The sequence below is a fragment of the endosymbiont of Lamellibrachia barhami genome (assembly GCF_011947365.2).
Taxonomy (GTDB): domain Bacteria; phylum Pseudomonadota; class Gammaproteobacteria; order Chromatiales; family Chromatiaceae; genus QGON01.
In genome coordinates, this window is record NZ_JAAVSH020000001.1 from 983778 (window position 1) to 998832 (window position 15055).

Annotated in this window: 7 protein-coding genes and 5 pseudogenes; 9 read left to right on the plus strand and 3 right to left on the minus strand. The window is 56.7% G+C overall.

The window, feature by feature from the left end:
* Positions 1-902: 902 nt before the first annotated feature.
* Entirely contained in the window at positions 903-1184 is a 282-nt protein-coding gene (locus G9Q73_RS04415) for a hypothetical protein (RefSeq protein ID WP_246345006.1), read from the plus strand.
* Positions 1185-1224: 40 nt separating this feature from the next.
* Positions 1225-1464, plus strand: coding sequence for a hypothetical protein (locus tag G9Q73_RS04420; protein WP_177418723.1), 240 nt, complete (start codon positions 1225-1227; stop codon positions 1462-1464).
* On the opposite strand, the gene G9Q73_RS04425 is transcribed toward G9Q73_RS04420, so the two are convergent.
* The gene (locus G9Q73_RS04425; protein ID WP_177418724.1) at positions 1461-2042 is read right to left on the minus strand and encodes a superoxide dismutase; all 582 of its coding nucleotides are present in this window, start codon (positions 2040-2042) and stop codon (positions 1461-1463) included. The two genes, G9Q73_RS04420 and G9Q73_RS04425, sit on opposite strands and share 4 nt — an antisense overlap.
* A 159-nt stretch (positions 2043-2201) precedes the next feature.
* Between G9Q73_RS04425 and G9Q73_RS04430 the strand changes: the two genes are divergently transcribed.
* From G9Q73_RS04430 to G9Q73_RS20665, 7 genes and pseudogenes are all read left to right on the plus strand, one after another.
* Positions 2202-3737, plus strand: a complete 1536-nt coding sequence (locus G9Q73_RS04430; RefSeq protein ID WP_177418725.1) for a hydantoinase B/oxoprolinase family protein — start codon at positions 2202-2204, stop codon at positions 3735-3737.
* Positions 3738-3931: 194 nt separating this feature from the next.
* Positions 3932-5707 (plus strand): N-acetylglutaminylglutamine amidotransferase, encoded by a 1776-nt coding sequence (locus G9Q73_RS04435; protein WP_177418726.1) that lies wholly within the window; start codon positions 3932-3934, stop codon positions 5705-5707.
* A 185-nt stretch (positions 5708-5892) separates the two neighbouring features.
* Positions 5893-7585: pseudogene (sdhA, locus tag G9Q73_RS04440) on the plus strand (succinate dehydrogenase flavoprotein subunit).
* 81 nt (positions 7586-7666) lie between these two features.
* Positions 7667-8608: pseudogene (locus G9Q73_RS04445) on the plus strand (succinate dehydrogenase/fumarate reductase iron-sulfur subunit); the annotation flags it as partial.
* Entirely contained in the window at positions 8605-9477 is an 873-nt protein-coding gene (locus tag G9Q73_RS04450) for a CoB--CoM heterodisulfide reductase iron-sulfur subunit B family protein (protein WP_177418727.1), read from the plus strand. The pseudogene G9Q73_RS04445 and the gene G9Q73_RS04450, both read left to right, overlap by 4 nt.
* A gap of 204 nt (positions 9478-9681) precedes the next feature.
* The gene (locus G9Q73_RS20330) at positions 9682-13209 is read left to right on the plus strand and encodes a VWA domain-containing protein (protein ID WP_177418728.1); all 3528 of its coding nucleotides are present in this window, start codon (positions 9682-9684) and stop codon (positions 13207-13209) included.
* Between the two features lie 228 nt (positions 13210-13437).
* Positions 13438-13620, plus strand: a pseudogene (locus G9Q73_RS20665) (hypothetical protein); the annotation flags it as partial.
* A gap of 84 nt (positions 13621-13704) precedes the next feature.
* Here the strand turns inward: G9Q73_RS20665 and G9Q73_RS20340 are convergent.
* Both G9Q73_RS20340 and cas1f read right to left on the minus strand, forming a co-directional pair.
* Positions 13705-13791: pseudogene (locus tag G9Q73_RS20340) on the minus strand (hypothetical protein); the annotation flags it as partial.
* A pseudogene (gene cas1f / locus G9Q73_RS20670) lies at positions 13788-14764 on the minus strand (type I-F CRISPR-associated endonuclease Cas1f). The pseudogenes G9Q73_RS20340 and cas1f, both read right to left, overlap by 4 nt.
* Positions 14765-15055 lie beyond the last annotated feature (291 nt).

Genomic DNA, 15055 nt, shown 5'->3' on the forward strand with positions numbered 1-15055 from the left:
TTGTTGTACTTGGATTTCAGTTATTATTGCTCCCTGCATATTTTTCAAAAGGTTCTTTTAGATTTTCTAATTTCAGTTGTGGTTAAGCAGGTTCCTCACCTCTTTGTGGGTGTGAAAGTCTTCTACATTTCAAGGGTGTGTTTATACCCAACACAGCATCAACGTGATCAGTCTAATAGCTTCTTTTGACAGGTGTTTCTTCCTGGACCTTTTCCCTTGTTTTCTTAATGGAACAAATTTCTCAGTAATGCCCTCAATCTCATATTTTAAACAAGTCCAGCATTCTGTTGCTGTCTTGTTCTTCAACAAGTCATTTCAATCTATATTGTGGAAATCTTCTCATCTCTTTTATTTGCCTTTATTGGAAATTCCTCGTACAACACTTTCAACTTTATTGCATTTCAAATTTTTATATTTTTATTTCAGATCTTGGACATTTTTCAAGCATCCCTATCTAGTACGAATGTCACCGTTGAAATGCAAGGTTTGAGTGGAACACAAGTTTTCTATATATCAGTTCAGACATGTTGAACAACGCCGCTTTGTCTTCCGCTGGGAATTGTCTTGGCGCTAATAGTTTACACTAATGCATTGATAGTTTGATGTATGGTTACACCCCTAATGCATTGATAGTTCGATGTATGGTTACACCTAATGCATTGATAGTTCGTGTATGGTTACACACCTAATACGGTGATAGTTTACGTGTGGTTGCACTAATCATTGATAGTTTGATGTATGTGAATTTTAATGCATTGATAGTTCGATGTATGGACACCTAATGCGATGATAGTTCGATGTATGGACCGCGACCGCTATAAGCGCAACTGCTTGAACCGCCGCAGCACGGTTGCCGTTGATGCTGAAGGTTTCGACGGCTTTTCCCCTGGGTCTGGCTCGCGGTGCTGATTCTCGCCACCGGCAGTTGGGTGCTGTTCTCTGTTTTCGATGGCGAGGTAAAAACCTCGGTCTGGTTTATGACTGTGGTCGGCGCCCTGATGGCGGCGATATTCGTCTTTATCTATGCGTTGCCATACCGCCGCATGGGCGAGGCTCTACAGGTTGGGGCATTGCCCAAGGCGGGTGAGGCGATGGCGCTGATCCGCAGGCTGATCGGCACCAATCTCATCCTCGGTCTTCTGGTGACTGTTACCGCAGTGGCCGGGAAATACATGGGTTTCTAGATTACATGAGTGCGAGTTCCAGCAGTTTTTTCGTCGCTTGGTGGCGCTGATCAGCAGACAGTTGCCGAGCGAAAGCAGGTCGAGACGGGAGACTGCACTGGCGCTGTCGGCCATGATGATTGGCGGGGTTGCGGTGGCGCGAGCGCTGAATGATGAGCGGTTTGTGGAGCAGTTGCTGGATGCCTGCCGGAAGACGGGATTGCAGATGATCGAAAAAACGGCGGGCACAAAAAAAGCCCCGGCCGAAATCTCACGGCCGGGGCTTTCAGAGGACTCTTAGCGCATGTTGGAAGCAACGGAATCCCAGTTGACGATCTTCCAGAACGCGCCCAGATAGGCCGGGCGGGCGTTGCGGTAGTCGATGTAGTAAGCGTGCTCCCAGACGTCGGCGGTGAGCAGGGCCTTCTTGCCTGCGGTCATCGGGGTGCCGGCGTTGGAGGTATTATAGATCTCCAGGCTGCCGTCCTCGTTCTGCACCAGCCAGGTCCAGCCGGAACCGAAGTTGGTTGCGCCGGCAGTGGCAAACTTCTCTTTGAACGCATCGAAGGAGCCAAAGGTGCTGTTGATGGCATCGGCCAGCGCGCCGCTGGGGGCGTTGTCATCAGCGGGGCTGCGCAGGCAGTTCCAGTAGAAGGTGTGGTTCCAGATCTGCGCGGCGTTGTTGAAGATGCCACCTTCGGATTTCATGATGATCTCTTCGAGAGAGGCGTTTTCAAACTCCGTTCCAGGCACCAGATTGTTCAGATTGGTGATGTAGGTCTGGTGATGTTTGCCGTGATGGAACTCCAGGGTCTCCTTGGAGATTACTGGCTCAAGGGCGGTATCGGCGAAAGGGAGAGCGGGAAGTTCATGTGCCATGCTGCAAGGCTCCTTTATATAATCTGCTTGGGTGGCCGGGCTGGTGCTGTCAATTTGCTGAGAGCCGACCCGAAACGTATAACCTAGTAAAACAGTCAGCTATTCTATCGGTGCTTTGCTGCGGATGCAAGTGTCCTATTTCCAGGTAGAATACTCCCAATGGATCCTGTCGAACTCAATATCTTTGCCTCTCGCCTGGAGGCCGTCTGCGATGAGATGGGTGCGATGCTGCGCAATGCCGCTTTTTCGCCCAATATCCGCGACCGGCTCGACTTCTCCTGTGCAGTGTTCGATGCGCAGGGTGAACTCTCTGCCCAGGCTGCCCACATCCCGGTGCATCTTGGGAGTATGGCCTTCGCCATGGCGGGGATAGTTTCCGGTATTACCTGGCGGCCGGGAGATATGGTGGTACTGAACGACCCCTTCCTCGGCGGCACTCATCTGCCGGATGTCACCCTTATCGCCCCCCTTTATATTGAGACCGAATTGACGGCATTTGTGGTGAATCGTGCGCATCATGCAGATATTGGCGCAAATGCTCCCGGCTCCATGCCGGTCTCCAGCAGTCTGGAGGAGGAGGGAAGGGTCATACCACCCTGCCACCTGATGCGGGAGGGTGTGCTGGATCGGGAACAGCTGCAGTGGCTGTCGGGACACAATCGTAATCCAGGAGAGTCGGCTGGGGATTTTTCCGCCCAGATCAGCGCCAACCGCTGTGGCCTGCTGCGTCTTGGGCAGATGATCGATGAGTGGGGACGGGCGTCCTATCTGTCCGGTCTCACTGCCCTCAATGCCTATGGCGAGAAGTTGTCGTTGGAGGCGCTCTCGATAGTGCCGGATGGTGAATATCGTTTTGAAGATGTGATGGATGACGACGGTCAGGGAACCCTCGATATCCCGATCTGCGTGGAATTGACGGTGCGAAAGGGGCGGGTGGTAGTGGATTTTAGCGGCACGGCCGAACAGGTGCCGGGCAACATCAATTGCCCATTCTCAGTGGCCGCTGCGGCGGTCTATTACGTCTTTCGTTGCCTGATGCCGCCACAAACCCCAGCCTGTGCAGGCACCTTCCGGCCAATCCAATTGCAGGCCCCTGAGGGTTCACTGCTCAATGCCCGACGTCCCGCAGCCGTGGCTGCGGGCAATGTGGAAACCAGCAGCCGGGTGGTGGATGCAGTGCTTGGGGCATTGGCGCAGGTAGTGCCGGCGTATATCCCCGCTGCCAGCCACGGCAGTATGAATAATCTGGCCATGGGCAGCGACCAGGCGGGCAACCGCTGGGACTATTATGAGACGATCGGCGGCGGCATGGGGGCGGGTGGTGCCGGAGGTGGTCTGAGTGGTCGGCAGACCCACATGACGAATACCCTTAACACGCCTATCGAGGTGGTGGAGAATCGGTTCCCGTTGCGGGTGATACGCTATGCGCTACGCCGGGGTTCCGGTGGCGCAGGCCGAAGAGCCGGTGGTGATGGTCTGATCAGGGAGTTTGAGTTTCTCTCCCCGGCAGAGGTCTCCCTGTTGACAGAACGCCGTCGCCACCGGCCCTGGGGGATCGATGGCGGCAGTCCCGGTCTGTCCGGGCGCAACCTGCTCGATGGTGAGCCCTTGCCCGGCAAGGTCAGCCTGCAGGTGGAAGCGGGGCAGCGTCTGACCATAGAAACCCCGGGTGGTGGCGGTTGGGGTTCGCGGTAATTGATCGGGGGGAGGGGTGTTTAATCTCTTTAAAGGGTTTGATTTCCCCCAGCTTGCTGCGAAGCGTCCGTAGGAGCGGCGCCCCGCCGCGAAAACTCCGTAGATGGGAAAATCGCGGCGAGGCGCCGCTCCTACGATTTAATACCCCGTCTGCTTGCAGCGGGGTAGTTGATTGGAATAACAGGTAGTCAGTTATGTGTGGTATCTGCGGTGAGTTGCGGTTTGATGGTGAATCTGCGGATCTGGGTGCGATCCAGCGGATGACGGCCCGGCTGGAGCGAAGGGGACCGGATCATGGCGGCAGCTATAGTGATGGTTCGCTTGGATTCGGTCACCGGCGTCTCTCCATCATCGACCTGTCGGAACATGCCAATCAGCCGATGGTGGATTCGACACTGAGTCTGGCGCTGGTCTTCAACGGGACTATTTATAACTACCGGGAACTGCGCGAAGAGTTACGCGGGAAAGGTTATGCCTTTTTCTCCGCTGGCGACAGCGAGGTAATCCTCAAGGCCTGGCACGCCTGGGGTGAGGATTGCGTTGACCATCTGCAGGGTATGTTCGCCTTTGCGGTCTGGGACTATGGGGAAAAACAGCTCTTTCTGGCACGGGATCGGCTGGGCATCAAGCCCTTCTACTATTCACTGACCAAAAACAGGCTTCGCTTCGCCTCCAATACCCAGGCCTTGCTTGCCGCTGGCGGCGTGGATACCTCCATCGACCCTGTTGCCCTGCACCACCAGTTTACCCTGCATGGCGTCGTACCGGCGCCGCATACGATCTTCAACGGTATTCGCAAACTGGCGCCTGGCCACTGCATGGTGCTGTCCGAAAGGGGTGAACCCAGGGTGCGCCGTTACTGGTCTTTTCCCGCCACCCGCCCGGAGAAACCCTTGTCGGAAGGTGAATGGCTGGAGGCGATTCACGATTCGCTGCGTTATGCCGTGCGCAAACGCAATGAGGTGGCAGACGTGCCTGTGGGCGTCCTGCTCTCCGGTGGGCTGGACTCAAGCCTGTTGGTGGCGCTGTTGGCGGAGACCGGTGTTTCGGATCTGCGCACCTTTTCGGTCGGTTTCGAGGATCAGCCGGAAGAGAAAGGAAGCGAGTTCGAATACTCCGACCCTGTGGCGGAGATGTACAACACCCGTCATCACAAATACCTGATTCCCAACGACGATGTACTTAAGCGTCTGCCGGAAGCTGTGGACAATATGGCGGAACCGATGTTCGGCCAGGACGCGGTGGCCTTTTTTCTGCTGGGAGAACAGGTATCAAAACAGATTAAGGTGGTGCAGTCGGGGCAGGGTGCCGATGAGGTGTTCGGTGGCTACTTCTGGTACCACCGTATGTTGGCGGAGACCCAGGGCGAGCCGGTGGAACGGTTTGCAAAACACTATTTCGACCGCGACCACGATGAGTTCCTGCACATGGTCCATCCTGAGTTTGGCGGCGAGGATCACACCCGCAAGCTGATTGCACAACTGCTGGCGGAACCGGATGCTGATACCTTCATGGATGCTGTACTGCGTTTGGACACCACCACCTTGGTCGTGGACGATCCGGTGAAGCGGGTGGATAACATGACCATGGCCTGGGGGCTTGAGGCGCGCGTGCCCTTCCTGGATCAGGGGTTGGTGGAACTGGCCGCCCGCTGCCCGCCGGAGCTGAAATTGAAGGAGGGGGGCAAATATCCGCTGAAGGCGATGGCGCGGGGGATTCTGCCGGACTCAGTGATCGATCGCCCAAAGGGTTACTTTCCCATGCCTGCGCTGAAATATGTGCGGGGGGATTTCCTCGAATTTATGCGTGACATCCTCGATTCCCATGTTGCCCGTGAGCGAGGCATCTTCAGACGTGAATACATCGACATGCTGATGGCCGCACCCGAAATGCACCATACGCGTATTCAGGGCAGTAAGCTTTGGCATATCGCGGTGTTTGAGTATTGGCTGCAGCGGCAAGGGATATAGGTTAGAGGCTAAAGGCTAAAGGCTAAAGGCTAAAGGCTAAAGGCGACAGGTGACAGGTGACAGGTGACAGGTGACAGGTGACAGGTGACAGGTGACAGGTGACAGGTGTAGTTCCGAGATATCTTGGGGGATACTTTGTTCCTCGAATCATTGCTAAAAAAATAAACTGGCTTAGGAGGTAGTTCGTGCTGACATATGACATTCTGATCGTGGGTTCCGGGGGTGCTGGTCTGTACGCCGCGCTCGAATCCCGGATGGAGGAGGATCTGCAGGTAGGTGTACTGACCAAGGTCTATCCCACCCGTTCGCATACCGGTGCGGCTCAGGGGGGGGGTAAACGCCGCCCTGGCCAATCTGGATCCGACCGATACCTGGCAGGACCACTGGTTCGATACCGTCAAGGGTTCCGACTATCTGGCCGACCAGGATGCTGCGGAGATCATGACGCGGGAAGCCCCCATGGTGGTGCGCGAGATGGAGCACTGGGGATGTCCCTTCTCCCGTACCGATGAAGGTAAGATCGCCCAGCGCCCCTTTGGCGGCGCCTCCAAGCCGCGGGCCTGCTTCTCCGCTGACAAGGTCGGCCATGTCATGTTGCATACCTTGTATGAGCAGGGCATCCGCCACGGCGTGAATTTTCTCAATGAGTGGCAGGTACTCTCTCTGATGCATGACGGCCAGCGTTGTCAGGGTGTCACCGCCATCAACACCCAGACCGGCCGGGTGCATACCATCCAGGCCAAGTCGGTGATTCTTGCCACCGGTGGTCACGGCCGTATCTACTGGACGCGCACCTCCAACGCATTGGGCAACACCGGGGACGGTACCGCCATTGCTTACCGTGCCGGCCTGCCTATCAAGGACATGGAATTCATCCAGTTCCACCCCACCGGCCTGCGCCGTACCGGTATCCTGGTATCCGAGGGTGCCCGTGGCGAGGGAGGTTACCTGCTGAATGGTCTGGGTGAGCGGTTCATGAGCCGCTACGCCCCGGAGAAGATGGAGCTGGGTCCCCGCGATTTGGTCTCCCGCTCCTGTGAAACCGAAGTGCGCGAAGGCCGCGCCGGTCCCGAAGGGGAGGTCTTCCTCGACCTTACCCATCTGGGCCGTGAGCGTATCCTGGAGCGGCTGCCGCAGATCCGCGAACTCTGCATCGAGTTCGAGGGCGTGGACCCGATCGAGGAGCCCATCCCGATCAAGCCCACGGCCCACTACTCCATGGGCGGCATCCATACCGATCTCAATGGCCAGACCTCCATCGAGGGCATCTACGCCGCCGGCGAGGCGGGCTGTGTCTCGGTGCACGGCGCCAACCGGTTGGGCGGCAACTCCCTGCTGGATATCCTGATTTTTGGCAGACGTGCCGGCAAGCACGCCCTGGAATACGCCCGCAACAACAGCTTTACACCCGTGGATACCGGGCATGAAGAGGCGGACACACAGATGATCGCCTCCATGATGGAAGGTGACAGCGGCGCCTCCATTGCGGATATTCGTCGCGCCATGGGTAACCTGATGGCGGAAAAGGTCGGCGTCTACCGAAATGGCAAGGATCTGGAGTCGGCCGTCAGCGAGCTGGCGGATCTGCAGGAGCAGTTCAAAACGGTGCGTATTCAGGACAAGACCAAGGCCTTCAACACCGAACTGGTCTCAGCGCTGGAGCTGAAAAACATGCTCGATCTGGCGGAAGTGGTGGCCGTCGGCGCTTTGGAACGCAAGGAGTCACGGGGTGCACATACCCGCGAGGATCATCCCGAACGTGATGACGCAAACTGGCTCGCTCATACCATGGCCGCCCTGGGTGATGATGGCCGTCCCAAGCTGGATTTCACTCCCGTGACCATCACCGAATTCGAGCCCAAGGCCCGTACCTACTAAGGAGTTGCCGGCATGATTGAAAAAATCACACCCGTTCGCAAGAGCATTTTGGCCAATATCCGCATCTAGAGATTTACGCCAAGCGAACACAAATCGGCCTATTTCGATAATTTCAAGGTCAACGTGGAGACCGGCATGACGGTGCTGGAGGCGCTGCGCCTGATCAAGAACACCCAGGACAGCTCACTGACCTTCCGTGCCTTCTGCCGTTCCAAGATCTGCGGCTCCTGCGCCGTGCGCGTCAACGGCAAACCGGTGCTGGCCTGTAGCACCCAATTGATACCGATCCTGGAGGATTTCAAAAAGGATTCCGTCAGCATCCAGCCGTTGAAGAACATGCCGGTGCTGCGTGACCTAGTGGTGGATATCGAACCAGTGATCGAAAAACTGTCGAAGATGCACCCCTACCTGATGGAAAATCGTGAGCGGATTCCAGAGACGTTGGAACAGGAATCTATCATGTCCAAACAGGAGCATTCACGCTTCGATTACATTACCGACTGTATCCTCTGTGGCTCCTGTTACTCCGCCTGCTCCGCGGTTGACGCCGACCCCAGCTACGCCGGTCCGCTGACCCTGGGCAAGGCCTACCGCTTCTCGGCCGATGTGCGGGACGACTTCAAGGGCGAACGTATGCAGGCGGCTGTGGATCAGGGGCTCTGGTCCTGCGCCCAGTGCCGCAAGTGCATCAACGTCTGTCCCAAGGACACGCGTCCAGCCGTATCCATCCAGCGTATGCGCAAGATGTCCATCGATGACGGCATCCATGACACCGCAGGATCACGCCGCGCCAAGGCATACACAGGTGATGTTGCCAAATATGGTCAGGTCAACAAACCGATGCTGCCGGTGATCGTCAACGGACCCAAAGGTTGGGCTGCCATCGAAGCGGCCGACAACTACCTCAAGAAACACGGCATCGAGCCCACACGCCAAGTGTGTACTCTGGGTGGCCAAAGCAGCACTCAGAAGATCTATGACAAGGTTAAAGAGCTTGAAGTCAAAGGAGAGAACAAGACATGAGTGAAAAAATACGTTACGGGTTCTATTCCGGCTGCTGCTTCCAGGGTGCGGACGCCCGCTTCTTCGACATCCTGAAGGATGTGTTCGCCAAGGTCGACGTGGAGCTGGAGCTGATCGAAGAGGCGGTCTGCTGCGGCTCTGGCGTCATCGAGGAGCGCTCCGAACTGACCTCCCTGGCGGTGAATGCCAAGAACATGGCCCATGCAGAACAGATGGGGCTGCCCCTCTACACCCCCTGTTCAACCTGCTACAACGTGATCTCCAACGCCAAGAAACGGATGCAGGAGGACCCTGCCGTACACGCCCAGGTCAACGAGATCCTGGCCGAGCAGGGGCTGGAGTACAAAGGCACCTGCAAGCTCACCCACACCCTCTGGGTCTTTGCCCAGGACGTGGGTCTGGAGAAGTTGAAGGAACGGGTCACCAACCCGCTCACCGGGCTGCGGGTCGCCTCCTACTACGGTTGTCACACGCGCAATCCGGCGGATATCCAGGGTTACGAGTCGGCGGACAACCCCACCTCCCTGGAAGATATCCTGGAAGTTTTGGGTGTAGAGATCGTGGAATATGACACCAAGGACGACTGCTGCGGCTACCATCTGGCCTGGCCCAACAACGAACTCAACATGAAGATGACCTCCAATGTGCTGGAGGGTGCTCACACCAAGGATGTGGACTTGATGGTCACCTCCTGTCCGCTCTGCTTCAAGAGCATGGATGGCACCCAGGCCAAGGCCCTGGCGCAGACCGGTAAGAACTTCCAGTTGCCTGTGCTGTTTCTGCCTGAGTTGGTGGGCCTGGCCTGTGGCATGACCTCTGAAGACATGATGCTGAAGTATCATGGCGTGCCGGTGAATTTGCGGCTTTAGTAACGGTATTGCTTTCAACCATAGAGGCGAAAGGCGAAGTTCCTGGATCTGTAGGTATTTTGGGGGAGTTCAAGTGGCGTTTTTGTCGGGCTACATGCTGGAAAATCCGCATTGAGTATTCTATGCTCGAAATAGGGGTGAACGGATTCCCTGTCATGCTCTGCTGTTCCGGCAACACGGCTCTGCTGAGCAGAGGAGGTTGTCGTGAAACGGGTTTGGTGCACAGAGTGTCTCTCTTGGCTTCTCTACATTCTGACGCTGTTTGCACTGGCACCGCTCCTCCAGGCGGGGGACTTCAGCGCTGACGTGGTGGAGACCCACGGCGGCAAGGTCGAAACCTTCAAGATCCAGGTTTCGCAGGGCCGTTACCTGCTGCAGAAGAGAGAAGACGGCAAGCTGGTGCATGTCGTTGTCGACCAGGCAGCTAACCTCACACGAATCGTTATTCCCGCTGAGAAAATCTACTATGAACTCCCCGCCGATGACCTGTTCAGCCTGATCAATGATCCCTTTCAGTCGGCCCGGGTATCGGCATCCCGCTATGAGACCCGCTCCATGGGCCGGGAAACACTGCAAGGTTTCGACTGCAGCAAGACCCTGATCCATTCCGCTGGCCAGGATCTGATGACCCTGTGGACGTCGGATGAGTCGCTGGTGCCGCTGAAGCTGCGCCTGAACAGTGATCCCCCGCGCCAGGTGGAGTTGGTGAATCTCAAGCCAGGCGCTGTGGACGCCGCCCTGTTTCAGATCCCCGGGGATTTTAAGAAGAAACCACACCCCATGCAGAAGAAACGGGCTCCCGACCCGGCTACTCTCTCTGCCGTGACTGGCTCTGTCAGTGGCAAAGCGCCTTGGGGCCGACGGGTAAAAGCGGGTGGAGAGTTGCGCGTCAGGGTGGACAAGACTCGAAAGGCCAGGGTTCAGGTGATCAATCTGCTCAAGAGCGAGGCGGAAATCGTCGTCCTTCCCTTCCACCAGGGGAAACAGCGGGAGAATATCGGCGTCACTCCGCGAAAACTCGAGTATAAGGGATCGAGCTTCGACCGGGGGTTCAACAAGGACAGGGATATGTTCGGCGACGCCTTCCAGGTGGACGAGGTGGTAGTCAAGGTCAGTAGCGGCTTGGTCCACGTGGTGGTGGATCAGCCGGACAAGCGGGTGCGCGACCTCTACAATCGGGGTGGCGTCACTACCTGGGAGGGGCTCTCGCCGGATCGCGCAACACGCCTCACCTTGACTGGCGACAATCCGGATGGCGATACCACCAGTGGCAAGATCCTGGTGCGTAATGACAAGGCGAAGACGCGCGAAAATCTGCCCTTCGAAGTGAAGAACGGTGAGACCAAAGTGTGGACCTTCGATGTCGACAAGGGCTACGACGAACTGCAGATCACGGTACCCAGCGGCCAGGGCAGCCTGCGCATCCATATCGAACAGCCTGCCGCCGCAATCCCTGAGGTGAAACGGGTGCAGCCGCCATCCGGCCAGGCGCAGCCGACAAAAGCCAAATCGAAACCGGTTGTGAAATCTCCGTCAGGCCAGTCTCAGTCCGTGGTATCCGCCCGCATGGTATTGGTGCTCGACGCATCCGGCTCCATGTGGGGGCAGATCAAGGGCAAGGCCAAGATCACTATCGCCAAGGAGGTAATGGCCGATCTGATCAGCGAGTTGCCGACCGATTTCCAGACTGGCCTGATGGTGTATGGCCACCGGCGTAAGGGTGACTGTGCAGACATCGAGATGTTGATGCCGGTGGGACCGCACAATGCGGTCGCGATGAATGCGAAGGTTCAGGGCATCAGCCCCAAGGGCAAGACCCCCCTGAGTGAGTCGGTGCGGCAGGCTGCCAAGGCTCTGCGCTACACCGAGGAGCGTGCCAGCGTGGTGTTGTTGAGCGACGGTCTGGAGACCTGCCATGCCGATCCCTGCGCCCTGGCGGCAGAACTGGCCATGAGCGGGGTCGACTTCACGGTGCATGTCATCGGTTTCGACATCAGCCAAGAGGAGCAGACGCGGTTACGCTGCATGGCAGACAGAACCGGCGGCCTGTTTCTCGCTGCGTCCGATGCCCAGACCCTGCGCGATGCCCTGTTAAAGACATTGGATGAGGTCAGAGAGCCGCCACCGCCGGTGGTGAAGGATCCGGGTGAGGCGCGGTTGACGGGACCCGCCTCGGTGCCCGTGGGGGCAGCCTTCCAGGTCGGCTGGGAGGGGCCGGACAGCCACAATGACTATGTGGCGATTGCGAAAAAAGAACCCAGGGATTCCGTCTTTATCGACTATGCCTACACCAGCAGAGGCAATCCTCTGGAACTGGTCGCTCCCGGTGTGGTGGGGGAATATGAACTGCGCTATCTGCATGCCCACAGCAGCCGGATTATCGGCCGCAGGGCGATCCAGGTGACGCCGGTCCAGGCAGAGGTCAAGGTGCCGCCGAGCGCCAACGTGGCCGCAGAGATAGAAGTGGCCTGGTCAGGCCCAGCCTATAGAAGCGACTACATCACCATCGCCAAGGTCGGCGATGTGGCGGGGCGTTACGATAACTATGCCTATACCAGCAAAGGGACACCGGCGAAACTTTGGGCGCCCGCCGAGCCTGGGCAGTATGAGGTGCGATACATCCTGAGCCGCGGCACCCAAGTGTTGGCCCGGGCACCCCTTACAGTAAAGAGCGTCACCGCCCAGGTTCAGCCACCCGCAACCGCCAATGTGGCTGCGAGGTTTGAGGTGACCTGGCAGGGACCGGACAATGGGGCTGACTACATCACCATTGCGAATTCTGAAGATGTTGCGGGTCGCTACGATAACTATGCCTATACCCGTAAGGGTAGCCCCGCCACACTGATCGCGCCGTCGGAACCAGGTGATTACGAGGTGCGCTATATTCAGGCCAGGGGCACGAAGATGCTCGCCAGTGCGCCTATCACCATCCAGGCGGTGTCTGCCCAGGTTCAGCCACCCGCAACCGCCAATGCGGCTGCGAGGTTTGAGGTGACCTGGCAGGGACCGGACAATGGGGGTGACTACATCACCATTGCGAATCCCGAAGATGTTGCGGGTCGCTACGATAACTATGACTATACCCGTAAGGGCAGCCCCGCTGCACTGATCGCGCCGTCGGAACCTGGCGATTACGAGGTGCGCTACATTCAGGCCAAGGGCACGAAGATGCTTGCCAGTGCGCCCATCACCATCCAGGCGGTGTCTGCCCTGGTGCAGCCGCCAGCATCAGCCGATATGGGTGCTGAATTTGAGGTTGTCTGGTCGGGTCCGGACAATCAGGGGGACTACATCACCGTGGCCCCGCCTGGCGATGTCCCCGGTCGTTACGATAACTATGCCTACACCCGCAAAGGGACACCGGCAAAACTATTGGCGCCATCAGAACCGGGTCGGTACGAGGTGCGCTATATCCAGGCCAAGGGGACGAAGTTGCTGGCCAAGGCGTCGATTACTGTGAATGCCGTTTCTGCCAAGGTGGTTCCTCCAGCTTCCGCAAAGGCAGGTGAGGTTTTTCAGGTCACCTGGCAGGGGCCGGATTACCAGGGAGACTATCTCACTGTGGCTTTGCCAGGCGATCCCCCCAGTCGTTATGACAACTATGCCTATACCAGCAAGAGCAGTCCGGCCCGACTCAAGGCGCCCACTAAACCGGGTGATTACGAGGTGCGCTACATCCTGGCGCGAGGTGCGAAGATTTTGGCCAAGCGGGCCTTGAAGGTGATCCAGTAGTCTGAAAAGCAGCTGCCAATGTCCCCGGCAGGGCGGCAGATCGACAGGAAGGAGTATGAAATGATGATCAGAAAATTAGTGCTTACGATATCAACAATTTTCACCGTGCTGCTGTCTCTAAACACAGTCCAGGCTGCGGAATGGACCGCCGACTTCGTTATGGTGGATGGCCAGGAGCGGCACGTCAGCAAGGTCTTCATCAAGGGTGATAAGCGCCGGGAGGAGATGATGCACCGGGGGCAGACCGAGAGCATCGTGCTGTTCAATCCCGGGAGCCACCAGATCATCACGTTGATGCCGAGCGAAAGGATGTTCATGGAGATACCCATGTCGCCGGATCAGGAGATGTTCTCCAAGGGACCCGGTTCCGACCTGGCCAGCGGCAAGCCGTTGGGTACTGAGAAAGTCAGTGGTTATCTGTGCGATAAATATCACCAAGAGTCGGCTGAGGGTGCGGTCACCGTCTGGTTGGTGATGGCGTTGCCAGCTCCGATCACCGCGCCGTTCAGCAAACTGATCCAGAATGCGCCGGGTCTCCTTGAGCGCATTTTTGCTGCACTGGGAGATGAGCATCACGTTCATGGTGAATCGATCCCAAGCTCATCGGCCACAGCTTTGAGCGTATCGATCATGAAATCCAAGGATTCGCTGCGTGTCAGGGATTCAATACAAGCCCGGCGAAACTCCTGCTCTTCATGGCCAGCCATGGCAGAGATAAATGCCTGGGGCAGGATCACCGCGTCTTTGATCAAATCCGCCGCATCGAATACCAGGCCACCCCGTCTGGTCTTACCATGCAGTACCGCCAATCCGTGGGGCAATCAAGAACGCAGGTGGCGGTGGCTCCCAATCCGTAAGCCAGGTAGTTACCGTGGTCAAGAAAACGATTGGCCGGATCGGCGCCTGTACCTTTCTTTGCCCGCACAAAGTCTCCATAACCCACAGTCTGCATAGCAAGTTTGAAGAGCTGTTTGGTTAACCGGGCCTCTGCGGTGAGCAAAGCTGTTACATCTATTGCCTCTTCGATGCTGTTGAGTGTCCCGCTCAGCAGTGTTTCAAGACGTGCGGGATCAATGAGAAATCCACTATCCGCCAGCGCGCGATTCTTTAGCTAGTGGTTTTGGAGTCGGTCAATGCGGGTACGCTGGATTATCTTTGCCGCTTGAAGACGTCGCTCGTCGTCGAACCAGAATTTTACCCAGGCCTGAAGGTATTCGGTGGGACGATATTCACTTTGCGGTGAGAACCAGATGATGTCGGTATCTCGTTCGACGCCACTGAACAGAGGTGTTCCTCCTCCGCCACTGAAGCCCACCAACACACCGGCTTTTGCCAGCTCACGCATGGCCGCCTGTGTAATCGAAGTACCCGTGCCCAACAAAATCGAGGTGGTGTTGGCAATGGGGATGTTCCAGTAGAGGGAGCGTTTGCCCTCATCGGTAACATATTCGACCCGTCCTCCGTTGACCAAAATGCGACAATGTTCGAGGTAGTAAAGATTCGCTCGTTTGGAGTGGAGGATTGTTTTCAGGTCTGAAGGCGAAAGGTCATCCATGAGAACCTCAATTTATTTTTTGGCAGGGATCACAGGGACGCCCTTGGAATAACCCTCTTAGAATAACGCTACAGAATAGTATTGAATACTATATTTACAATCTGATTCGCATCCAAAACCCATTTAAGTCTGAACCGTCAAAAAAACCCAAAAACAGTAGATGAATCAGCCAAAAAAAATCAATGATAATCAACCAGATACAATCACAACACCCCTTCAACACACCCTTGAAAAAAAACAGTTTCAGACCCATCATTAAAGTAGAGACAGGGTAAATCTGAAGAGGAGGTC

Excerpts from the sequence above, each read along its gene's own strand:
- G9Q73_RS04450 (WP_177418727.1), top strand. The coding sequence starts at position 8,605 with ATGAGTGAAAAAATACGTTACGGGTTCTATTCCGGCTGCTGCTTCCAG.
- G9Q73_RS04435 (WP_177418726.1), top strand. The coding sequence starts at position 3,932 with ATGTGTGGTATCTGCGGTGAGTTGCGGTTTGATGGTGAATCTGCGGAT.
- G9Q73_RS04430 (WP_177418725.1), top strand. The coding sequence starts at position 2,202 with ATGGATCCTGTCGAACTCAATATCTTTGCCTCTCGCCTGGAGGCCGTC.
- G9Q73_RS04425 (WP_177418724.1), bottom strand. The coding sequence starts at position 2,042 with ATGGCACATGAACTTCCCGCTCTCCCTTTCGCCGATACCGCCCTTGAG.